This window comes from Alkalicoccobacillus gibsonii, assembly GCF_016798245.1.
Lineage (GTDB): Bacteria > Bacillota > Bacilli > Bacillales > Bacillaceae_D > Alkalicoccobacillus > Alkalicoccobacillus gibsonii.
The window spans coordinates 281,305-302,591 of the sequence record NZ_JAEUZA010000001.1 but is presented as its reverse complement, the minus strand read 5'-3'; the positions used below and the strand labels follow the sequence as shown (position 1 = coordinate 302,591).

Here is a 21,287-nt window from a genome sequence, read left to right as displayed (position 1 = left end):
GTTTTCTCGTTTTATTACTCTATTATTGGTTAAATGCTATGGCATCATGCTGCAAAACGCCTTGCTGTATCGTCACAGCATATTCGCTCTTAGCATGGCCGTTCTTTTCAACGTATTTCTTTAAGCCCGTCATTCCACGGTTATAAGCGGTTAACGCATAGTCCCAGTCTTCGTATTCTTCATATAAATAATCTAAATATTCCACAGATAACTGGATTGAATACAGAGGCTCAAACAAATACTCTTGTTTGTATTCAAGGTTTGCTCTGTCCGCAATCCAGGGCGCCGTGTTCGTCATAAATTGTCCCATTCCGTAAGCCACACCAAATCTTGTTTCCGGACCTACTACGGTTGGATCAAAGCTTCCTCCTGTTTCAACTTTAAGAAGCTCGTACACGATATAAGGATCCATTCCCTTTTGTTGAGTAATCTCTCCTAGAAATAAACCCCACTCTCGCTTAAAGCGACCTTCACTCTCTTTGTATAGTTGCTCAGCCAATTCACTTGATTGAATCCATTGTGAGTAACTAGGTGCACTTGATTCTGAGAGTTCTGTATTACTCGAAAGCTCTAACCCATCCTTTTCAATTTCAAGACGAGTTAGTTCATTCTCTTTATCTTTAACAGCTTGCTTTAAGCTGTTGGCTTCAAATGCAAAATAACCGGCTAGCATCATGATTGCGACTAAACTTCCAACTAAAAAACGTCGTAACATTCGTCAACACTCCTTTTTCATAACATAGACTCCAACTAGTGGATTCCCTAAGTTATTGTTTTTAAACGCGTTTTGCGCTAATGAGTGTATCACGAAACGATTTAGCCCAGCTACTAATTGTTGTTTCCTACTGAGGACATATTATCCAGTTGCAGATTCTTCAAGTGGTAGTGAAATTCTCACTTCTGTCCCGACATTGTATTCGCTCGTAATGGTAAAGGTCCCACCATGATCTTCAATAATCTTTTTACAAAGTGGTATTCCAATCCCATTTCCTTTTTCTTTGGTTGTGAAAAACGGCTTGCCTAATTGATTTAATACCTCATCGGGCATTCCTTTTCCGTTGTCCTTAAGAGTCAGAAGAAACTTCTCATCTTCTACTTCTGTTTTAACAATAAACCGTCGATTAAGGTTAGATGAGCCATATGCTTCTACCGAATTTCGTAAAAGATTTAAAATGACTTGCTTAATCATCGATTCATTTACATGAACCGTTACATTGTATTTTGTTGCTGTTAATTGAAGATCAAGACTCACATCGTGCAGCAAACACTCAGACTTTAAAATTTGTACGAGTGATTCAATGATTTGATTAGGAGATTGCCAGCTTCTGGTCATCTTTTTCCTTGATACGGATAGGAAATCTTCGATGATTAAATTCATTCGGTTTAACTCAGATAAAATCGTATCGTAATACTTATGAAAATCGTCCGTAAGCTTAGCCAGCTGAAGAAACCCTTTAATAACGGACAGTGGATTGCGTAATTCATGCGCTACTCCTGCTGCAATATGGGAAACCGCCTCCATCTGATGATGAAAGGTTAACAAATGTTCAAACTTTTTTTGGTATGAAAGGTCCTCAAAGACAATATATTGGCAATTGAAGTACGAATACGGAAAGACACAAACCCGTATTAATGTATCTTCGTCCTCATATAATTGTTCCTCCACCCTCATTGTTAGTGTTGTAACAGCCATCACTTCTTTAGCCAGCTTTAACACGTGATAGTCTTCACTTAAATCTAGAAAGGAGGCGTTTTCAAGTTCTCGTTCATCAATTTGACATGTTTTGATAAACGCTTGATTCCAACCAAGTACGTTATATTGGCAGTCCATTTTAAGGAAAGGGAATCCCAAATCTTCTATGTATGGTCTATGTGGTAGGTTCTGAGAATAATGTGCTGTTGGTAAGGCGAAGGCTGAATTCAGTGCTGAGCTGGAATTAGTCGTCATACTACGGCTCCCTTTTTCAGAGGCTGATTTGTTATCTTGTTGATGATCAAACATAGTAGCCCCTCCTTTAATTTATCGAGTGCTCTGACATCCAACTAAAGTCAAAATGTCTTTTACTCAGGACTTACAGATATTAAACGTATTCGTTATTTGCTACGTATTTCCTTTTTTTCTGCACAAAATCTTCCGCTCTTCATAGGTATAAATAGATAGGCAAAAGTCTTGGGAGGGGTACACATGAACGTTTTTATTCAACAATTAATTAATCAAAAAATTAATTCGTTAACCGTTCCTGAATTAATTAAACAAGCTGACAAAAACAATATTTCACTTACAAATCAACAAGCAGAGCAAGTTGTATCAATCTTAAAAACAGAGAAAATTGATGTAGGGAATGCGGCTCAAGTAGAAAGACTCATTCATAAACTACAAACAGAAACAGATAGCCATGTTGCGAACACGATTGAGCAACTTCTTAAGCAATATAGCCATCTGCTCCCATAATGTATTTAATTCATAATCTTCTCAAGTAATCCCTCATCAAACTGGCCTTCTTTTAGCATCGAAATTTCATGCTTATAAGGAGGTCTCTTATCTTTCTTATCCTCTCCAACATAAGGTGTCTCAAGGATTTTTGGTACAGTCGCTAATTGATCATGTGTAACAATGTAATGAAGTGTGTCAAACCCAATATGGCCAAAGCCAATATTTGCATGTCTGTCTTTTCGTGCACCTTGAACATTTTTACTATCATTAATATGAAGGACTTTAATACGGTCGACTCCTACAATTTTATCAAATTGGTTAAGCACTCCGTCAAAATCCTCGATCAAATTATAACCGGCATCATGCGTATGGCATGTGTCAAAGCAGACGGATAAACGCTCATTATGCGTTACGCCATCAATGATGGCAGCAAGCTCTTCAAAGCTACGACCGCATTCTGTCCCTTTACCAGCCATTGTTTCAAGAGCAATCTGAACATCATTTTTCACTTCAAGCACTTCATTCAGACCTCTAATGATTTGCTCGATTCCCTTTTCTGCACCTGCTCCTACATGTGCACCCGGATGCAAAACAATTTGTTTTGCTCCAAGCGCTTCTGTACGAGCAATTTCAGATTGAAGAAAGTCTACACCTAATTGGTATGTCGCCGGTTTTTCTGTATTTCCAATATTAATGATGTACGGTGCATGGACCACAATATCAGACATACCGTGAGCCTTCATATGCTCCTGACCCGCTTCAATATTTAAATCTTCAATCGCTTTACGCCTCGTGTTTTGTGGCGCTCCTGTATAGATCATAAAGGTATTTGCACCATAACTAGCTGCTTCCTCACTTGCTCCAAGTAGCATCTTGCTTCCACTCATTGAAACATGTGAACCGATCTTTAATGTCATCATTCCACCTCGTTAATCAATCATTATCCTTTTGAGCGTCCCTTAATTCTGCGTTGTCTTTGTTCTTCTTTTGCTGCACGATATCTCGCTTTTTTCTTATACGCAGGCTTTACTTTTTTCGGTTTTGCCACTGCTTTTTTTGAACCAGATGAATCAGACTTACGATGTTGTGAACGTCCAAGACCAAGTGGTGGCTTCTCAAGCTTAATCCACTCACCTTTTTTAAGGTCAACATACGTAAAGGTAATTCCTTTTTTCACTAAACGCTCAATCGCTTGTTGATCTGTTTGAGCATATAATGTAATTGCGTCACCACTCATCCCTGCACGCGCTGTACGACCTGTCCGATGAACGTAAAAGTCTAAGTCTTTTGGCAGGTTATAGTTGATCACATGAGTAATTCCTTTAATATCAATACCTCTCGCTGCGAGATCTGTTGCTACAAGGTATTGAATCTTCATGTCACGAACTTGCTTCATGATTTGTTTACGTTCTCTCGGTTGGAGTCCGCCATGGATTCGTTCAGCGTTTAATCCAGCATCAAGTAAGGCTTGTGAAACTTCATCTGCCTCATCCTTAGTGTTCGTGAAGATAACAGCAAGAAATGGATTAATTGACTCGGCAATTTCCACTACTACCTTTAGTCGATCACGATGCTTAAGAGGAAGAAGCTTGTGTTCAATTAATGTAGCCGTTGCGTGCTCAGGCTCAACCTTCACATGTCTTGGATCATTCATATATTTCTTTAAAAACGGTTGAAGCTTCTCAGGAATGGTCGCTGAAAAGACAAGCATTTGAAGCTCCTCGGCCATTCGGGACGCCGTACGGTCCACATCATCAATAAAGCCCATATCAAGCATTTGATCTGCTTCATCTACAACTAAAATCGTTGCAGAGTATGCTTTTAACGCTTGGTCATTAATAAGATCTGAAATTCTTCCAGCCGTCCCTACAACAATATGAGGCTGGGTTTTGAGTCGATCAATCGCACGACTTTTATCTGTTCCACCAACAAGCAATTGACTAACAATGGGTTGCTCTTCTGAAACGTGCTCAAGAAGCAACTTAAGCTCATCAAATAATTGAGTGGCAAGTTCTCTAGTTGGCGCTGTAATAATCGCTTGTACTTCTTGTTGCTCTGGTTTAATCACTTGTAAGATTGGAAGTAGAAACGACAATGTTTTTCCTGTTCCTGTTTGCGATTGTCCAATGACATCCTTGCCATTAATAATTGCAGGAATTAGTCGTTCCTGTATTTCCGTAGGCTTTTTAAAGCCTTGTGCATCAAGTGCGTCTAATAAAAACGGTTGAAGTCCAAACCGTTTGAAATTCTCTGAAATCATGTTTATTTCCTACTCTCTGAACTTTAGGTATTTACAGTAGCTTATTTTACCACAGAATGACACCAAACACGACGTACTTCGGAAATCCGGGCTCACATCACGTATTCATTTTGCATATAAACAAGTAAATGGACATATATTGAAGGGAGAACGACCATGCAACGAATATTTGGACCTCCAGCTGGTCCAACACCAATTCAACCGTTAGCTAGAAGTCCTTTTATGTTCGGACCTGGCCCCGGAGCCGGGATGGTTCCTCCATCAGCCTTTCTCGGTGGCCCAGGACCCCAAGCTGCATCAGGTTTCATGCAAGGTGCGGGAGGTAGAGTCGGTTTACTTGCAAGACTGTTTGGCGGCGGTGGTGGGGCTAGTGCAGTGAGCGGAGCAGCATTTCCTACAGCAGGTGCCAGTGGTGGTAGCTTTCTTTCAGGCATTAATTTCACTTCGATCCTTCAAAACACACAACGTATCATGGGAATTACTCAACAAGTCATGCCAATGGTACAACAATACGGACCGATTATTCGCAATGCCCCTGCTTTATGGAGAATCATGCGCAGTCAATCAAGCTCAGATACAGAAGAAGTTACTAATGAAATAACTTCACCGAACATACCCATTCAAAACGAGCAAGAAACTAGCCTCACTCCAGAAACGATGTCTCCTGAGGCATTATCTCCACAAGTAAATGTACCTATCCAACCACAGCTAGCAACGATTCAGTCTGTTGCGAGGCCCGTAGGTGGCCCACCCGCTCCTAAATTATATGTTTGATTAAAATCACGAGAAAATACTCGTGATTTTTAATTAAATAGTTGACAAGCTTTATAGTGGAATAGTATAATTTCAAATTTTGCTCCATTTGTGTTATACTAAATACTGACAACTCGAATGGAGGAATGCTCATGTTTAAAGTCGGTGATCATGTTGTTTATCCTTATCATGGGGCTGGAACAATACGAGACATTGAAGAGAAAGACGTTTTAGGTGAAACCCACTCTTATTTTGTTCTTCATTTCCCACTAGTAGATGTGAAATTAATGCTCCCTGAGAGTAAAATTGATAATTCAGGCTTGCGTAAAGTCATTGAGCAAGATGAATTAGACAATGTAATTGAAGCATTGAAAAACGGACCTGAGCTTCCACCTTCTACTAGCCACTTTTCAAAAGAAACGGAAAATCTGTTAAAGAGCGGCAGCATTTTTGATGCAGCTCAACTAATTTCTTCCCTTTCTAAGAAACAGGCTGGTCGTTCAAACGGTCTTCATATACAAGATCGAAACCACCTTCAAAAGGCAAAACAGATGATTGCGAGTGAACTTGTTCTCGTAAACAATATGTCTGAAGAACAGGCTTATGAGTTTATTGATAACAATTTGCTTGAATTGTCATAAGCACAACGATTGTCAACGACCTCCATCTCCATTACAATGATGGTATCAGACTGCTTCTCACCTTTTGTTTGGTTGGGAAGCTTTTCTATAGGAGGACAAGTTACATGAATGTAAAAAAGATCTCGCCACGCGGTTATTGCTATGGCGTTGTAGACGCAATGGTTTTAGCGAGACAGGCAGCGCAAAACCTAGATCTACCACGTCCGGTTTATATACTTGGACAAATTGTTCATAATCAACACGTTACAGATGCATTTGAAACAGATGGAATCATTTCTTTAGATGGACCTAACCGTCTTGATATCTTAAAAGAAATTGATAAGGGAACGGTTATTTTCACTGCACATGGAGTATCACCTGAAGTTCGTACTCTTGCAAAAGAAAAAGGGTTAACCGTTGTTGACGCAACATGCCCAGACGTGACTAGAACACATGATTTAATTAGAGACAAGCATAGCGAAGGCTATGAATTCATCTATGCAGGAAAAAAAGGTCACCCTGAGCCTGAAGGCGCAATAGGAGTCGCACCAGAAGCTGTTCATCTTGTTGAGAATACAGCGGACGTTGAGAGCCTTAACTTAACAACAGATAAGATTATTATTACAAACCAAACCACCATGAGTCAGTGGGATGTATCAGACATTATGAAACGCGCAATGGAGCTTTACCCACACGCGGAAATTCATAATGAAATCTGCCTTGCTACTCAAGTTCGTCAAGAAGCAGTTGCAGAACAAGCTAAGGAATGTGACCTCGTTGTTGTGGTTGGAGATCCAAAAAGCAATAACTCAAACCGACTAGCTCAAGTTTCCGAACAAATTGCAGGAACGACTGCATATCGAATTGGTGATATTACAGAGCTCGATTTGGAATGGTTAAAAGGAGTTGAAGTCGTTGGGGTTACATCTGGCGCTTCTACACCAACACCTATAACAAAAGAGGTTATTAACTACCTTACTCAGTTTGACCAGAATGATCCTACGACATGGCCTCTTAAACGAACAGTAAATCTTGAAAAGCTTTTACCTAAAGTAAAAGTTAAATAAAAATAAAAAAAGATCGCTCCAGTGTGGGCGATCTTTTTTTATTCTATACGTATTGGTAAGGGTCTGTATTGATTTGAGAAGAGATTGTTTCTACAGTGTATCCTGCTTCCGTAAGAAGGTGACTCAGTTTCTTTGCGACGCCTTTCTTCATGATCTTCTCAATATTATGGCCAGGATCCAAAAGAGAAAAACCATCTTCTATTGCGTCAACTGCTGTGTGGTAATAGATATCTCCAGTAATAAACACATCGGCTCCCTTTTTCATCGCCGTTTGAACATATTTGTTCCCATCTCCACCAAGTACAGCCACACGTTTTACTATCTTACTTGGATTCCCTATTAAACGTAGAGTTGGAACATCATATGCTTTTTTAACCAACTCAGCAAGCTCACTTAACGTCACTTGACTGGAAAGCTCGCCAATCCGGCCAAGTCCATAGCTTTCTCCTTTTTGCTCAAGTGGATAGACATCGTAAGCTACCTCTTCATAGGGATGAGCCTTGGTCATTGCACTCACAACGTTCGAAAGCTGTGATGCGCGAACAATCGTTTCAATCTTTGTTTCTTCCACAAATTCTTGAACACCACTTTCACCTATGTACGGATTTGATCCTTTAAGAGGTCTAAACGATCCTATACCCTCTGCATTAAAGGAACAATGGCTATAAGCGCCTATATGCCCAGCTCCTGCTTCTCCTAATGCCTCCCGAAGAATGTCCACATGTGTTCTAGGAACGTAGACAACCAGCTTTTTTAGATCCTCAGCATAGGTTTCTGCAAGTACAGTTACGTTGGTTAATGATAATGCCTCAGCAAGCATGTCATTTACTCCCCCGCGAGCAATATCTAAATTAGTGTGGGCAGCATAAATGGTGATCCCGTGAGACAGTGCCTTATGAATAATTCGTCCATGAGGCGTTTGTAAATCGATCGTTTTAAGCGGACGGAATAACAATGGGTGATGCGCAAGTATAAAGTTAGCCTGGTGTTCTATAGCCTCATCAAGAACAGCCTCTGTCACATCAAGTGCTGTTACGATTCGGTTAACTTGGTTATCAAGGCTCCCTACCATCAACCCAATTCGATCTCCTTCTACAGCTAAGGATGGTGGAGACCATGTTTCAAAGATTCTTACCACTTCATGACCTGTTAAGGCGTTAGACATTTGTTAATACCTCCTGTACAAATTGCAATTTCTTCTCAATCTGTGCTTTACGCTGAATAAGGGACTCTTGTTCCTTACCCTGCTTTAAGGCCTTTAACACGCGCTCCCAGTTTTGTTTTTCACTCGTCCACTTCTCAATAAAGACCTGACTTGGATCTTTAATTAGATGTGGTCCTAGCATAAGCTTCTTCTCTCGGTCTTTCTTATATCTTTCTTGATCGTTGCCAGGTTCTGCCACCAAAATTTCGTAGAATTTCTCATTCTCGATTAAAATGTCTTCGTCAATTAATTTCCAGTTGTTTTCAAGTAGCCAGATACGAACGGACCATGCCGAATTATTTGGTTGAAGGACAAGGCGTTGGACACCCTCTACCTTCTCTTTTCCTTCTTCAAGAATAGACGCAATCAGTGCTCCGCCCATTCCAGCAATTGTAATTCCTTCTACCTCACATGGTTTAATCACTTCTAGTCCAGAACCCTTGCGAACATCAATCCGGCTCTCCAGTTTAGACTCTTTCACCTGTTTTCTAGCTGCTTGGAATGGACCTTCAACAATCTCACCTGCTACCGCGTGAATGGATGGGTTCGTAAGACAAAGATAACTTGGAAGATAGGCATGATCTGATCCAATATCAGCAAAACTTTTTAAGTGGTTAACATAGCCTGCCACGGCCATTAATCGACTTGATAATTTATGTTCATTCATCTTTTTATCACCTTTACATTGTTGGTTTACCGTTACTCATCATATCATATTTCAACCGAACGAAAAAACTTCCTCAAGCGATTTGTCACCGCGAGAGGAAGCTTCATGAGGATTATTCAGAAATCGATAATAAGTACTCAGAAATCGCATCTGCTTCTTCTGGACTATATTGTGTTTGTGGTGGCATAGAGCCAATTCCGTTTTGGATAATATCAGAAATTTCTTCAGCTGAATAATCACCATCAAGACCATTAATCGCAGGTCCTACAGAACCACCAGCTAAGTCACCACCATGACAGTTGATACAGGATTGCTGTGCAAGCTCTTCTCCTGCAACGATTGGATCATCGATTTCAACTGTTTCCTCTTCGCCTGTCCCATTCTCTTCCTCTTCAAGAGCATTTCGTTCGTTTACTCCGTAAGCTGACATCACTGCCATTAAAACGATACCGATTAAAGCAATAAGTGCAAAAGGTATAAGTGGACTTCCTTTCATAATGCGGACCCTCCCAAAAGATGACGTTTACAATTCTCACTAAGCCTATGTACAATCTTTTCACATGCGTCTCTTATAGTTTACTTGAAAAGCGTATATCTGAAAAGGACAAGTTTTAAAAACTGGTCGTTATTGATAAAAAAAGAAGATGATTATCGCCATCATTAGCATAAAAGCGGCAACTAAATAAAAAATGGTTTGCTTCTTTCTCCAACCGATCCATATCCAGATAGCTGAAAAAAGGAAAATAACAGCTTGTGATGGAATCTCAGTCCACGCTGTAAATGAATAATACAGAAGAAATACAAATAAAATCATTGTTAGCATAAGCGTGTGTATCATTGATTCCATTGCATGGTTCCGTCTTTTAAACCAAGTAAAAAACGTTAAAGAGAATAGAAAAAATAAAAGGGCCATTTGCAAACGACTTTCAAAATCAGTAAAATATAGAATAAAGACGGAGGCCAAAAAACATAATTGAGTAAATAATATGTATAAAACCATCTTTGCTCGTTTCGTTTCCCGCTGTTTAGGGAGTTCATCTTCTCCTTCACTATATAAGGCGAGCAAATAATGACACTGTTGCTCAGGTAAAAGCTTTGTTTTTTGCCAATAGTGGATTTCGTTGATGATAATTTCTCTTCGCTGTTTGTCCATGTTCGCCTCCTACCCATTAAAAAAAGAGCTTACCCCAATTGGAGTAAACCCTTTTTAGATACAGCCTATTCTAAAAAGTCTTTTAGACGTTTGCTTCTGCTTGGGTGACGAAGCTTACGCAGGGCTTTTGCTTCAATTTGACGAATACGCTCACGCGTAACACCAAAGACCTTCCCTACTTCTTCAAGAGTTCTTGTACGACCGTCATCAAGTCCAAAACGTAGACGAAGAACATTCTCTTCTCTGTCTGTTAATGTGTCTAGAACGTCTTCTAACTGTTCTTTTAATAACTCGTATGCAGCAGCATCAGAAGGAGCTAATGCTTCCTGGTCTTCGATGAAATCTCCTAAATGAGAGTCATCTTCTTCACCGATCGGCGTCTCAAGGGAAACGGGCTCTTGAGCAATCTTAAGGATTTCACGCACTTTCTCTGGCGTTAATTCCATTTCTTCCGCTACTTCTTCTGGAGTTGGTTCACGACCAAAGTCCTGTAAAAGCTGTCTTTGAACTCGAATCAACTTGTTAATGGTTTCAACCATATGAACGGGAATTCGAATCGTACGCGCTTGGTCAGCAATTGCACGTGTAATCGCTTGACGGATCCACCACGTAGCATACGTACTAAACTTAAAGCCTTTTTGGAAATCGAACTTCTCAACAGCCTTGATAAGCCCCATATTCCCTTCTTGTATTAAATCCAAGAATAGCATTCCTCGACCAACATAACGTTTGGCAATGGATACAACTAAACGAAGGTTTGCTTCTGCAAGGCGTCTTTTAGCTTCCTCATCACCTTGTTCAATCCGTTTAGCAAGTTCAATTTCTTCAGCTGCTGATAAGAGCTGTACGCGGCCAATTTCTTTTAGGTACATACGTACAGGGTCATTTATTTTAATGCCAGGAGGCACACTAAGATCATTTAGATCAAACTCTTCTTCTTTAGCTGCTTCAGGAGAACTTGGGCCTTCATCGGATTCATTTTGTAAATCAATTCCCTGTTCACCAAGGTATTCAAAAAACTCATCCATTTGTTCAGCGTCTTGTTCAAAGCTCGCCATTTTTTCTGTGATTTCAGCATACGTTAAAACGCCACGTTTTTTGCCTACCTCCACTAATTGTTCTTTCACTTGATCGATGGATAATTCACCTTCCGTAACTGGACGTAATGGTTTATCTGCCATGCGATCCCCTCCTTCCATTGTTCAAAACGTAACATCATTTGTTGGCTCTCTATGAAAGCTCTCTCTTTAGCTGCTGAATTTCAATCAATAACCTGGCCTGCGCAATTGGATCTTGCTCAAGCTTTGATTCAACTTCTTTCTGCTCTATTAATACCCTTTTTGGATAGTTCTCAATCTGTTTGACGTAATCTTCCAATTCCTCATCAGAACAATCAACATTAACGGTCATGGCTGAAAGCTCTGAAGCTAATCGAACGATTCCAGCATCTTCAATACTCTGGAGAAACTCTCTTGGGCTTGCCTCATTACCTTTTCCGTAATAGGCAAGTAAATAAGCGTAAAGGGCTTGATGTTCATCCACATTAAATGCAGAACCTAAACGCTCTTGGATTCGCCAAGCAAGCTCTTCATCATTCATCATGTGGACGAGTAACATTCGCTCTGCATTTTGATAAGCAGGTAACAATTTCTTATGTTTGAGCTGCCTTGGCTTGCGAACAACTTGTTTTTCAAGATTCTCGTTAGCCGTATACGTGGTCTTGGATTCCTTATACATTCGATATTGCTCTTGTTTAAGAACATCTAATGATAAAGAAAATTCGTCAGCAATCTGTCTTAAGTAATGATCACGCTCTATGGCTCGAGGAAGTTTTGCAAGCTCTTGTAGTACTTCTTCGATATAGACCATTCGTTCTCCTTCATCTTGGAGATTTTTCTCCTGACGAAGATACTTCATTTTGAATGCCATGACTGTCTGACCGTTCCCTATTACATCTGTTTGAAACTGCTCGGCACCATAACGTTTGATGTAGTCATCGGGATCAAGACCAACTGGCATGTTCGCTATACTAACTATGCATCCAGCCTGCTCTAAGACGCTAGCAGAACGGAAGGCCGCACTTTGACCAGCCTGATCTGAATCATAGCAAATGAGTACTGTTTCGGCATTTCGCCTAAGGATCTTAGCATGTTCTGGCGTAAGCGCCGTACCGAGTGTTGCTACACCGTTTGTTACTCCTGCACCCCAGGCTGCCACTACATCAGCTGCACCTTCAAATAATACAGCTACATTAGATTTCCGAATCTGTGCTCTTGCTAAATGAAGGCCATAGAGTAGCTTGTTTTTTTGAAAGATGGGTGTTTCTGGACTGTTTAAGTACTTTGGCTTTCCCTCGCCTACTAACCTTCCACTAAATCCAACAACTTTACCCTGTGCATCCCATATGGGGAACATGAGCCTGCTTCTAAACCGATCGTATACCCCGTCGGATTGCTCTCGTTCAGCAAGTAATCCTGCTTCTACCAAGTCCTTAGGGTTAAAGCCTTTTTTCTGTAAAAAGGTTGAAAGGTTTTCCCAGCCTATTGGTGCAAAACCAATTTGGAACTGATCAATTTGATCCTTTGTAAATTCTCGTTTTGCAGCATATTCTCGTCCAGGCTTTCCCTCATCCGTAAGTGTAAAGACTCTGTGATAAAAAACGGCTGCTTCCACATGGCCCTTATAAAGCTGGGTGTTACGGTTCTCCGAAGCTGTTCCGCTGCTTTGATAAACAGTCTCTGGAAGTGGAATACTTGCAAGATCCGCTAGATATTTTACAGAATCAGTAAATGAGTATCCTTCATGCTCTCGTAAAAAGGTAAACACATTGCCACCTGCCCCGCAGCCAAAACAGTGATACACCTGCTTCTCAGGTGACACCGAAAAAGAAGGAGATTTCTCGCCATGGAATGGGCACAACCCTGTATATTGCTTCCCTTGCTTCTTTAGTTGTACATACTGACTGATTACATCGACAATGTCGCTTGATTTACGAATCTGCTCAATCGTTTCATCAGGTATTCGAGTACTCATATACATCACCGTTCATCAATAAAATCGACCACAAGACAATAAGATTCGAGCTTTTTTTCTGTTTTCCTTCTATTTTTGCAAAATAATCTTTAATTCTTTTACAAATCGATCACGATCTTCAGCTGTAAATGGCTTTGGACCTTTCGATCGGATGCCTCTTCTACGTTTTTCGGCAGAGTGATGTCGAACCTGCAACAGAAATTCAATCGTTTCCTCCAGGTACCTATTCCCTCGCGGAGAAAGAGCAATCACTCCTTTTTTAAGTAGAAGAGATGCTAAGGCGTGATCCTGAGTAACACAGACATCACCTTTCTTCACATGATTCATAATATGAAGATCTACTGCTTCTTTGTCCGAATCAACCATGACTTGGCCGACTTCGGGAGGAAGAGTCATCATATGAGCATATGACATCACAAACACAAGCTTGACATCCGGTTCAAATCGATAGGTTAAGATTTCATCTTTTACTGGGCAGGAATCTGCATCAACGTAAAGGTGAGTTGTTGGCATTGTTTGGTCCATACTATGTTCATTCCACACTCCCTTGAAAAATCCTGCTAAGTAAGCAGAAAAAGTTGAATTTCGTCGAAACCTGGAAAAAATGACCTCTTTTTTGGCGTTTTACGTAAAGTATCCCTTACTATCATTACCAAAAAAACTGGAAAAAGTCTTGACTTTTCAAATTTATTTGTTCTCATATAAAAATAGACCATTTATATATGAAATAAACTTTAAATCACAATTCTTTATTATACGTAATAATTGATCATTTGAACAGAGTTTTATCTTAACTGTTATAAAGAGCGTGATAAAGGAAGCTCTTAATGTCCATAAAAACATTAAGAGCTCCCCTTTTTCGAATTTATTTACGTTGAAACATATTAGAGATTAAATTAGCGGTTTCTTCGACGGCCTTGTTTGAAACATCGACTACAGGACATCCTATGCGAGTCATGACCTTTTCAGAATAGGCAAGTTCTTCTTTGATTCGATTAATATTTGCGTAATTGGCTTCTGACTTCAAACCTAAAGCTTTTAATCGTTCCGTACGGATGCTATTTAATTTCTCAGGACTTATCTTTAGTCCAATGCACTTGCTAGGTGAGATTTTAAAAAGCTCCTCTGGCGGTTCAACCTCAGGCACAAGTGGTACATTCGCTACTTTAAGTCGTTTATGAGCTAAGTATTGTGAGAGTGGTGTTTTAGACGTACGAGATACCCCAATTAACACAACATCTGCACGAATGATTCCTCTTGGATCTCGACCATCGTCATATTTCACGGCGAATTCAATTGCTTCAACTTTACGGAAATAATCTTCGTCCAAACGATAGATCACCCCTGGCTCATATCTCGGCTTTTCATTTGTAAGCTCTGAGACTTTTTGAAGCATTGGACCAATGATATCAACGGTTTCCACCTGTTCTTCTTTTGCTCTTTTTAGTAAATAGTCTTTCATATCCGGTACTACCAATGTAAAAGCAATAAGCGCTTTTGCTTCAGCAGCTAAACAGATTACCTCTTCAATTGTACCTTTGTCTTCTACGTAAGGGATGCGTCTTAGCTCAACTCCAGATCCACTAAACTGACTGACAGCGGCTTTTACAACAAGCTCTGCAGTTTCCCCTACTGAATCAGATACCACGTAGACAATCGGTCGGTATGTCATTTCCACATCAGAACCTTTCCTTAACTTAAGTACATCACATGTTGCACTTAAATAGATTCGTTATTCGCAAGGTCTACAAGCAAACTGGTGATATTTGTTTTCGTTATACGACCTGTTACTTCTAGTCCACTTCCACGACCTGTTTTTCTTACAATAGGCAGACCATCAATTTGCTTTGAAATTAGCTTTTTCGCTACATCTATAATAAAGTCATCCTCATAACATACGGTTACATTCGGCATTCTTGTCATAATAATCCCCACAGGAATGGTTTCAAGTGACTTCTGTCCAAGACTTGCTCGAAGCAAATCTTTTCTTGAAACCACTCCCGTTAGGGTTGAATCCTTATCCACTACAAACAATGTCCCAACATCTTCTAAAAACATGGTTGTAATGGCTTCGTACACAGATGAAGATTCATTAACAACCACTGGCCTTGATTTATAATGATCAACCGTAATCGTTTTTACTTTATCAGATAAAATTTCAGCATTCTGCTTTCCAGTATAAAAATACCCAACCCGTGGTCTTGCATCTAAATAGCCTGACATCGTCAAAATGGCTAAATCGGGTCTAAGAGTGGCTCTTGTTAACGAAAGCCTTTCAGCAATATGTTCACCTGTAATTGGGCCATTTTCTTTGACTATACTAAGAATTTGTTCTTGCCTACTAGATAGCTCGATGGGAATTCACCGCCCTTTACCTTAAAAAACTAGCTTATTGAACTGCGCAAAGCCTTCAATTTCGTGAGCCAGCTGTTTCATTAATTGAAGTCTGTTATCTTTTACTTCTTTTTGGTCGGACATAACCATAATGTGTTCAAAATATTGATGAACTACCGGAGCTGTTTGTTCTAGTGCTTGATAGGCATCATCTACTTGGCCTTGTTCTTTTGCTTGCTTTAATAATGCAGATAGCTCAACATATCGATCGTATAATTGAGTTTCCTCTTCTTTTTCAAATAAATCAGGGTTAATTGCAACATTTGCTTCTGCTTTCTTTGCAATATTAGTCACTCGGCTTAATGCTTCTACAACCTTTTTGAATGACTCCTCTTTATGAGCAACGGATAAGAGTTCTGCTTTTTTGAATACCCAAGGAATAGCCTCATGCTCACTAGTTAGTACGGCGTCAATCACATCGTACTCAATTCCTCTATCAGATAATGCGTGTTTCATCCGTAACATGAAGAATTCATACAGCTGGTTTAGCGTCTCTTCTTTATTAGCGATTTTTAATGCTTTTTCCTCAGCTGTTTCAACTGCAAGAGCAAGCAATTGGTCAAAACCTAAGTCAAGCTGCTTTTCTGAGACCATCTGTACTAGACCCAATGCTTGACGTCTAAGTGCATAAGGATCTTGAGAACCCGTTGGAATTAATCCGATAGCAAAACAAGAAACAATGGTATCCAGTTTATCTGCCATACTTACAATTAGGCCAATATCAGACTCAGGTAAGCTGTCTCCGGCAAAACGAGGATAATAATGCTCACGAATTGCTTTTGCTACATCCTTGTTTTCTCCAAGATGCTGTGCATATACTTCCCCCATTAATCCCTGAAGCTCTGGGAACTCACCAACCATTTGTGAAACCAGGTCAAACTTACTAATTTCAGCCGCTCGTTGAACAAGATCATTGGATACATGCTGGAACCCAGGTTGTGCACTAAGCTTCTCTGCAATACTCTTGATTCGCTTCACCTTATCACCAAGAGATCCAAGTTCTTCATGGTACACAATTGAATCAAGCTGTTTAACAGCTGCATCAATATCTATTTTCTGATCTTCTTTGTAGAAGAAGGCAGAATCTGAAAAGCGTGCGCGTAATACTTTTTCATTTCCTCTAGCCACATTTTCTAAATGATTACGATCCCCATTACGAACCGTAATAAAATGCGGTAAAAGTTGACCGTCTTGGTTCTCAACCGGGAAATAGCGTTGGTGTTCCTTCATCGTCGTTAAAAGAACTTCTTTCGGTAAAGTTAAAAATTCTTCTTCGAATCGACCACTTAACGCAGTAGGCCACTCAACAAGATTGGTTACTTCCTCTAGCAGGTCTTCATTAACCGGGATGACCCACCCCTCTTGATCTGCTAGCTCCTTCAACTGCTCACGAATCACTTGTTTTCGTTCAGCTGCATCAACTAAAACAAACTGTTCTCTTAAACGTTCTTGGTAATCACTTGGGTTTGAAATCGTGATGTCCTTACCAAGAAAGCGATGCCCGCGGCTTGTATTTCCTGATTCAATGGAAGTAATCGAAAATGGAACAACTTGTTTGTCATACAAAGCAACAATCCATTGAATTGGGCGAGCAAAACGCATACTGTAATCATGCCATCTCATATTCTTCGGGAAATGAAGAGATGTGATTAACTCTTTTAGTTCAGGAAGTAATTCTATGGTTTTCTTTCCTTCTTGGAACGTTTTTGCAAAAACATATTCCGTCCCTTTCACTTCCTGTGTAAATAAATCATCCGCTGTTACCCCTTGACCGCGAGCAAAACCAAGTGCAGCCTTAGACCAACTTCCATCCTCCGCAACCGCAATTTTTTTAGCCGGTCCACGAGCTTCGCTTTCAAGGTTCGGCTGGCTATCCTCTAAGTCAGTAATCAGGATGGCCAAACGTCTCGGAGTTGCATACCCTTTTACTTCTGAAAAAGCTAAGCGTTGCTCCTTTAACCAATCCTCCATTAATTTTGTAAGCTGGTTGATAGAAGATGTGACGAATCGAGCTGGTAGCTCCTCGAGTCCAATCTCAAGTAGAAAATCATGCTTACTCATGGTTAGACTCCTCCTTTTCTTTTAACAAAGGGAAACCAAGGCGTTCCCTTTCTTCATAGTAAAGTCTTGCTGCACGACGAGCTAATGTACGGACACGTCCGATATATCCTGTACGTTCTGTAACAGAAATTGCTCCTCTTGCATCTAGAAGATTAAAGCTGTGCGAACATTTTAAAATGTAATCATATGCAGGTAGCACAAGCTGTTCATCTAACGCTCTTCCTGCTTCTTTTTCATAGGTTTGGAAAAGAGAAAACAGCATAGACGTGTCTGACACCTCAAATGTATATTTTGAGTGTTCGTATTCAGCTTGGCTAAAGATATCACCGTATGTGAAGCCTTCTACCCACTCTAGATCAAATACGTTTTCTTTGTCTTGAATATAAGAAGCTAAACGCTCTAAACCGTACGTAATCTCAGCTGAAACAGGACTTGCTTCCATCCCGCCAACCTGTTGGAAATACGTAAATTGAGTAATCTCCATACCATCTAGCCATACTTCCCACCCAAGACCCGCGCAGCCAAGTGTAGGGTTTTCCCAGTTGTCTTCCACAAAACGAATATCATGCTCAAGTGGATTAATTCCAATTGCTTTTAAGCTATCTAGATAAAGCTCTTGAATATTTAAAGGAGATGGCTTCATAACCACCTGAAATTGATGATGCTGATACAACCGGTTAGGGTTCTCACCATAACGACCATCTGCTGGACGTCTAGAAGGCTCAACATAAGCCACATTCCATGGCTCTGGACCAATCGTTTTTAGTAACGTAAAGGGACTCATTGTTCCCGCACCCTTTTCTGTATCGTACGCCTGCATAATGATGCAATTTTGCTTTGCCCAATACTCTTGTAACGTTAAAATCATTTGTTGTACATTCATTGTACAGCCTCCAGTCTTTAATTCGCATAAGAACGAGATCCATGCAAAAAGCTCCCGTCCCTACGCTGATATCAGCGTAGGGACGGGAGCTTTCCCGCGGTTCCACCCTACTTATCCGTACACATTTTGTACGAACCACTTTCGTTTTATGTGCTCCGAAATGCCTTTCGCTGCTTACTGAATCCTAGGCTCACACCGCCCCTAGGTCGCTTTATTCAGTGGATAGCAGGTACTTCTTTTCATCACTGCACCAATCTATTAGTAAAATCATACATAAGTTCACACTACGTGTCAATATTTGTTCCAAGATCCATCCGTTCAAGCTGGTCTAGAAAACGTCGAGACTTTAATGTAACGCCTGAATACTCATCGTAATAGGCACGAATAATATCTTTAAGCTGTTGCTTCGTTTCCTTTTTCAAGGAGATTTCTCCAAGCCGGTACAGGTCCATTTCATAAAACAATCGAAGCAAACGACTTGTCTGAGTTGAGCATGGGAATGCGTGCTCGTCCTTATGCAAACAGGATCTGCACAAAAATCCACCATACCGAATGGAAAATGCAGCCGGAGTTTCAGTTGATCCACAAGAAACACATTGATTTAAGTTAGGACTAATACCCGCCACATCCATCATCTTCATCTCAAAGATTCGAGTTAAGACTTCTGGATCTGCCCCTTCTTCCATTTTAAGAAGACTTAGATACAACCAATCAAACAAAAAGAGATAACGCTGATTCTCTTCCGTTAATTTATCGACTAGCTCAGCCATATACATTGCGTATGAAGCCAGAGTCAGATCTTCCCGAATCTTTCGGAATGATTTAATGGGGTCGCCTTGGTTCAATGTTCCAAGTCCACTCCCCTTATAAATCACAAAAGAGCCGTATATAAACGGCTGTGAGACAGCAGTAAGCTGGCTTCTAGGTTTTTTAGCTCCTCTCGCCATTACGCCTACCTTCCCTCTTTCTTTTGTGAGTAAAGTAATAATTTTATTTGTTTCACCGTAGTCTACGGTTCGTATGACAATTGCTTCTACTTTGTCTAACATCATAACCACACCTAGCTGTTTGTTACTGAGAAGTTGAATCAAACGTCAAATCGCTAGTACCAGTATCTTCAGGACCATTCTCCGCTTCTGAGTCGCGCTCAAGCTCCTTAATTAATAAATACGTATCAAGATTTCCTGTGTTGGTAAAAACCTTCCAAGATAAGTCGAGCATGTCAGAATTCACTCCTTTGTCAAAGAATTCGTTCCATCTGTACTCCTAGTTTCACCCGTTAAAGTTAGATCATGATAAGGAAATATTACTAAATGAATGCACTTGACAAGATAATGACTGTTCCAAAACAATTTTCCCCGTGTCTTTTATTTAATGATAAGGCTTTCTCCGCAAAAAAACAATGGCTAGAAACCCAACCATTGTAAAAAAATACGTATTAATATTCATCAGAGCGGAAACCAAAATCTCTTAACTGAGCAGGCTTATTGCGCCAATCCTTCTCCACTTTTACCCATAATTCAAGAAATACTTTTGTACCAAGTAACGCTTCAATATCGGTTCGAGCTTGTTTACCAACTTCTTTAAGCAGTGCGCCACGCTTTCCAATGACAATCCCTTTTTGTGATGAACGCTCCACAACAATTGTTGCTTGAATATCAATCATATCTTTGTGCTCACGACGTTTCATACTTTCTATCCCAACAGCGATAGAATGAGGCACTTCCTCATGTGTCAGCTGAAGAACCTTTTCACGAATCAATTCTGCTACAATAAATCGCTCTGGATGGTCTGTTACTTGATCTGCTGGATAATACTGCGGACCCTCTTCAAGCTTGTCCTTAATTTGTTCAAGCAAAACAGGAACATTATTCCCACTCAACGCTGAGATAGGAATGATCTCTTTAAACTCATGCTTCTGCCTATATGTATCAATAAGTGCTAATAATTCGTCCGGATGAACAAGATCAATTTTATTGATCAACAAAAATGCTGGGGTCTTGGTTTCCTTTAAGCGATTAATAATGTATTGCTCACCTGGTCCAAAGCCTTCATTCGCTTCAACTAGGTATAAGATAATGTCTACTTCCCGTAAGGTGTCCTTTGCAACCTTCATCATGAAGTCACCAAGCTTATGCTTTGGCTTGTGAATACCTGGAGTATCGATGAAAATGATTTGAGCATCGTTATCTGTATATACACCTTGAATTTTGTTACGAGTCGTTTGAGGCTTGTCCGACATAATCGCAACCTTTTGACCAATTACCCGGTTTAACAAGGTTGACTTTCCGACATTCGGTCTTCCGATCAAACAGACAAATCCTGATTTGTGTTCAGTTTCATGTTGATTATTCATTCATATCCCCCGCTTTAAAAGCTCCGGGCAGTAATTCTGCCACTGTTGTTTTAATTATTTTTCCATTTGTACTACCTAAGTATACAGGAACATCTGGTCCGCATAACTCCATCATCACTTGGCGACAAGCACCACACGGTGAGACAGGCTCCTCTGTATTTGCAATAACAGCTACAGCCTGAACTTCACGATTGCCCTCAGAATACGCTTTATATAAAGCGGTCCGCTCAGCGCAATTTGTTAATCCAAACGAGGCATTCTCAATGTTCGCACCATGAAAGATGGTGCCATCAGCCATTAAGAGTGCAGCTCCTACAGGAAACGAAGAGTAAGGAACATATGCGTTCTCTCTGGCTTTTGTTGCTTCTTTCATTAATTGTTCATTCATCAACGTCACTCCTA

23 protein-coding genes are annotated in these 21,287 nt (G+C 40.3%); 4 read left to right on the top strand and 19 right to left on the bottom strand.

Annotated elements, in window-relative coordinates; genetic code table 11:
- Positions 1-22: 22 nt before the first annotated feature.
- Both JNO66_RS01625 and JNO66_RS01620 read right to left on the bottom strand, forming a co-directional pair.
- Positions 23-715 carry a lytic transglycosylase domain-containing protein gene (locus JNO66_RS01625; RefSeq protein ID WP_203086465.1) on the bottom strand — a complete coding sequence of 231 codons (693 nt, stop codon included), beginning with the start codon at positions 713-715 and terminating at the stop codon, positions 23-25.
- A 141-nt stretch (positions 716-856) separates the two neighbouring features.
- Positions 857-2,002 carry a two-component system sensor histidine kinase NtrB gene (locus JNO66_RS01620; RefSeq protein ID WP_203086464.1) on the bottom strand — a complete coding sequence of 382 codons (1,146 nt, stop codon included), beginning with the start codon at positions 2,000-2,002 and terminating at the stop codon, positions 857-859.
- 183 nt (positions 2,003-2,185) lie between these two features.
- Between JNO66_RS01620 and JNO66_RS01615 the strand changes: the two genes are divergently transcribed.
- On the top strand, positions 2,186-2,452 hold the full coding sequence (locus JNO66_RS01615) for a DUF2624 family protein (RefSeq protein WP_203086463.1): 267 nt from the start codon (positions 2,186-2,188) through the stop codon (positions 2,450-2,452).
- A 5-nt stretch (positions 2,453-2,457) separates the two neighbouring features.
- On the opposite strand, the gene JNO66_RS01610 is transcribed toward JNO66_RS01615, so the two are convergent.
- Both JNO66_RS01610 and JNO66_RS01605 read right to left on the bottom strand, forming a co-directional pair.
- Positions 2,458-3,351 carry a deoxyribonuclease IV gene (locus tag JNO66_RS01610; protein WP_203087469.1) on the bottom strand — a complete coding sequence of 298 codons (894 nt, stop codon included), beginning with the start codon at positions 3,349-3,351 and terminating at the stop codon, positions 2,458-2,460.
- A gap of 23 nt (positions 3,352-3,374) precedes the next feature.
- A complete protein-coding gene (locus JNO66_RS01605; RefSeq protein ID WP_203086462.1) occupies positions 3,375-4,694 on the bottom strand; it encodes a DEAD/DEAH box helicase in 1,320 nt (439 codons plus the stop codon).
- 156 nt (positions 4,695-4,850) lie between these two features.
- On the opposite strand from JNO66_RS01605, the gene JNO66_RS01600 reads away from it, so the two are divergent.
- The 3 genes from JNO66_RS01600 (at position 4,851) to JNO66_RS01590 (ending at position 7,134) form a co-directional block, all read left to right on the top strand.
- Positions 4,851-5,468 (top strand): YqfQ family protein, encoded by a 618-nt coding sequence (locus JNO66_RS01600; RefSeq protein WP_246483145.1) that lies wholly within the window; start codon positions 4,851-4,853, stop codon positions 5,466-5,468.
- A 131-nt stretch (positions 5,469-5,599) separates the two neighbouring features.
- A complete protein-coding gene (locus tag JNO66_RS01595) occupies positions 5,600-6,088 on the top strand; it encodes a CarD family transcriptional regulator (RefSeq protein WP_203086461.1) in 489 nt (162 codons plus the stop codon).
- Positions 6,089-6,192: 104 nt separating this feature from the next.
- The gene (locus JNO66_RS01590) at positions 6,193-7,134 is read left to right on the top strand and encodes a 4-hydroxy-3-methylbut-2-enyl diphosphate reductase (protein ID WP_203086460.1); all 942 of its coding nucleotides are present in this window, start codon (positions 6,193-6,195) and stop codon (positions 7,132-7,134) included.
- A 43-nt stretch (positions 7,135-7,177) separates the two neighbouring features.
- Here the strand turns inward: JNO66_RS01590 and JNO66_RS01585 are convergent, their stop codons facing one another.
- The 15 genes from JNO66_RS01585 to JNO66_RS01515 form a co-directional block, all read right to left on the bottom strand.
- Positions 7,178-8,299, bottom strand: coding sequence for a Nif3-like dinuclear metal center hexameric protein (locus tag JNO66_RS01585; RefSeq protein WP_203086459.1), 1,122 nt, complete (start codon positions 8,297-8,299; stop codon positions 7,178-7,180).
- Entirely contained in the window at positions 8,292-9,005 is a 714-nt protein-coding gene (locus JNO66_RS01580; RefSeq protein ID WP_203086458.1) for a tRNA (adenine(22)-N(1))-methyltransferase, read from the bottom strand. The genes JNO66_RS01585 and JNO66_RS01580 overlap by 8 nt, the downstream gene beginning before the upstream one ends.
- Before the next feature lie 112 nt (positions 9,006-9,117).
- Positions 9,118-9,501, bottom strand: a complete 384-nt coding sequence (cccA, locus tag JNO66_RS01575; protein ID WP_203086457.1) for a cytochrome c550 — start codon at positions 9,499-9,501, stop codon at positions 9,118-9,120.
- A gap of 129 nt (positions 9,502-9,630) precedes the next feature.
- The gene (locus tag JNO66_RS01570) at positions 9,631-10,158 is read right to left on the bottom strand and encodes a hypothetical protein (RefSeq protein WP_203086456.1); all 528 of its coding nucleotides are present in this window, start codon (positions 10,156-10,158) and stop codon (positions 9,631-9,633) included.
- Positions 10,159-10,223: 65 nt separating this feature from the next.
- Positions 10,224-11,339, bottom strand: a complete 1,116-nt coding sequence (rpoD, locus tag JNO66_RS01565) for an RNA polymerase sigma factor RpoD (protein ID WP_203086455.1) — start codon at positions 11,337-11,339, stop codon at positions 10,224-10,226.
- A gap of 49 nt (positions 11,340-11,388) precedes the next feature.
- A complete protein-coding gene (dnaG, locus tag JNO66_RS01560) occupies positions 11,389-13,191 on the bottom strand; it encodes a DNA primase (RefSeq protein ID WP_203086454.1) in 1,803 nt (600 codons plus the stop codon).
- A 69-nt stretch (positions 13,192-13,260) separates the two neighbouring features.
- A complete protein-coding gene (locus tag JNO66_RS01555) occupies positions 13,261-13,716 on the bottom strand; it encodes a YaiI/YqxD family protein (RefSeq protein WP_203086453.1) in 456 nt (151 codons plus the stop codon).
- A 340-nt stretch (positions 13,717-14,056) separates the two neighbouring features.
- Positions 14,057-14,863: a pyruvate, water dikinase regulatory protein gene (locus tag JNO66_RS01550; RefSeq protein ID WP_203087467.1), complete on the bottom strand. Its 807-nt coding sequence runs from the start codon at positions 14,861-14,863 to the stop codon at positions 14,057-14,059.
- Between the two features lie 47 nt (positions 14,864-14,910).
- Entirely contained in the window at positions 14,911-15,546 is a 636-nt protein-coding gene (locus JNO66_RS01545) for a helix-turn-helix transcriptional regulator (RefSeq protein ID WP_203087466.1), read from the bottom strand.
- Between the two features lie 21 nt (positions 15,547-15,567).
- On the bottom strand, positions 15,568-17,646 hold the full coding sequence (gene glyS / locus JNO66_RS01540; RefSeq protein ID WP_203086452.1) for a glycine--tRNA ligase subunit beta: 2,079 nt from the start codon (positions 17,644-17,646) through the stop codon (positions 15,568-15,570).
- On the bottom strand, positions 17,639-18,529 hold the full coding sequence (gene glyQ, locus JNO66_RS01535; protein ID WP_203086451.1) for a glycine--tRNA ligase subunit alpha: 891 nt from the start codon (positions 18,527-18,529) through the stop codon (positions 17,639-17,641). The genes glyS and glyQ overlap by 8 nt, the downstream gene beginning before the upstream one ends.
- A 284-nt stretch (positions 18,530-18,813) precedes the next feature.
- Positions 18,814-19,578, bottom strand: coding sequence for a DNA repair protein RecO (gene recO, locus JNO66_RS01530; protein WP_203086450.1), 765 nt, complete (start codon positions 19,576-19,578; stop codon positions 18,814-18,816).
- A 22-nt stretch (positions 19,579-19,600) separates the two neighbouring features.
- Positions 19,601-19,750, bottom strand: coding sequence for a YqzL family protein (locus tag JNO66_RS01525; RefSeq protein WP_203086449.1), 150 nt, complete (start codon positions 19,748-19,750; stop codon positions 19,601-19,603).
- Positions 19,751-19,967: 217 nt separating this feature from the next.
- On the bottom strand, positions 19,968-20,885 hold the full coding sequence (era, locus tag JNO66_RS01520) for a GTPase Era (protein WP_203086448.1): 918 nt from the start codon (positions 20,883-20,885) through the stop codon (positions 19,968-19,970).
- Positions 20,878-21,273 carry a cytidine deaminase gene (locus JNO66_RS01515; protein ID WP_203086447.1) on the bottom strand — a complete coding sequence of 132 codons (396 nt, stop codon included), beginning with the start codon at positions 21,271-21,273 and terminating at the stop codon, positions 20,878-20,880. The genes era and JNO66_RS01515 overlap by 8 nt, the downstream gene beginning before the upstream one ends.
- Between the last annotated feature and the right edge of the window lie 14 nt (positions 21,274-21,287).

What these genes read in the sequence shown, in the direction of transcription:
- JNO66_RS01625 (WP_203086465.1), bottom strand. Translation starts at nt 715, where the DNA reads ATGTTACGACGTTTTTTAGTTGGAAGTTTAGTCGCAATCATGATGCTA.
- JNO66_RS01620 (WP_203086464.1), bottom strand. Translation starts at nt 2,002, where the DNA reads ATGTTTGATCATCAACAAGATAACAAATCAGCCTCTGAAAAAGGGAGC.
- JNO66_RS01615 (WP_203086463.1), top strand. Translation starts at nt 2,186, where the DNA reads ATGAACGTTTTTATTCAACAATTAATTAATCAAAAAATTAATTCGTTA.
- JNO66_RS01610 (WP_203087469.1), bottom strand. Translation starts at nt 3,351, where the DNA reads ATGACATTAAAGATCGGTTCACATGTTTCAATGAGTGGAAGCAAGATG.
- JNO66_RS01605 (WP_203086462.1), bottom strand. Translation starts at nt 4,694, where the DNA reads ATGATTTCAGAGAATTTCAAACGGTTTGGACTTCAACCGTTTTTATTA.
- JNO66_RS01600 (WP_246483145.1), top strand. Translation starts at nt 4,851, where the DNA reads ATGCAACGAATATTTGGACCTCCAGCTGGTCCAACACCAATTCAACCG.
- JNO66_RS01595 (WP_203086461.1), top strand. Translation starts at nt 5,600, where the DNA reads ATGTTTAAAGTCGGTGATCATGTTGTTTATCCTTATCATGGGGCTGGA.
- JNO66_RS01590 (WP_203086460.1), top strand. Translation starts at nt 6,193, where the DNA reads ATGAATGTAAAAAAGATCTCGCCACGCGGTTATTGCTATGGCGTTGTA.
- JNO66_RS01585 (WP_203086459.1), bottom strand. Translation starts at nt 8,299, where the DNA reads ATGTCTAACGCCTTAACAGGTCATGAAGTGGTAAGAATCTTTGAAACA.
- JNO66_RS01580 (WP_203086458.1), bottom strand. Translation starts at nt 9,005, where the DNA reads ATGAATGAACATAAATTATCAAGTCGATTAATGGCCGTGGCAGGCTAT.
- cccA (WP_203086457.1), bottom strand. Translation starts at nt 9,501, where the DNA reads ATGAAAGGAAGTCCACTTATACCTTTTGCACTTATTGCTTTAATCGGT.
- JNO66_RS01570 (WP_203086456.1), bottom strand. Translation starts at nt 10,158, where the DNA reads ATGGACAAACAGCGAAGAGAAATTATCATCAACGAAATCCACTATTGG.
- rpoD (WP_203086455.1), bottom strand. Translation starts at nt 11,339, where the DNA reads ATGGCAGATAAACCATTACGTCCAGTTACGGAAGGTGAATTATCCATC.
- dnaG (WP_203086454.1), bottom strand. Translation starts at nt 13,191, where the DNA reads ATGAGTACTCGAATACCTGATGAAACGATTGAGCAGATTCGTAAATCA.
- JNO66_RS01555 (WP_203086453.1), bottom strand. Translation starts at nt 13,716, where the DNA reads ATGGACCAAACAATGCCAACAACTCACCTTTACGTTGATGCAGATTCC.
- JNO66_RS01550 (WP_203087467.1), bottom strand. Translation starts at nt 14,863, where the DNA reads ATGACATACCGACCGATTGTCTACGTGGTATCTGATTCAGTAGGGGAA.
- glyS (WP_203086452.1), bottom strand. Translation starts at nt 17,646, where the DNA reads ATGAGTAAGCATGATTTTCTACTTGAGATTGGACTCGAGGAGCTACCA.
- glyQ (WP_203086451.1), bottom strand. Translation starts at nt 18,529, where the DNA reads ATGAATGTACAACAAATGATTTTAACGTTACAAGAGTATTGGGCAAAG.
- recO (WP_203086450.1), bottom strand. Translation starts at nt 19,578, where the DNA reads ATGTTAGACAAAGTAGAAGCAATTGTCATACGAACCGTAGACTACGGT.
- JNO66_RS01525 (WP_203086449.1), bottom strand. Translation starts at nt 19,750, where the DNA reads ATGCTCGACTTATCTTGGAAGGTTTTTACCAACACAGGAAATCTTGAT.
- era (WP_203086448.1), bottom strand. Translation starts at nt 20,885, where the DNA reads ATGAATAATCAACATGAAACTGAACACAAATCAGGATTTGTCTGTTTG.
- JNO66_RS01515 (WP_203086447.1), bottom strand. Translation starts at nt 21,273, where the DNA reads ATGAATGAACAATTAATGAAAGAAGCAACAAAAGCCAGAGAGAACGCA.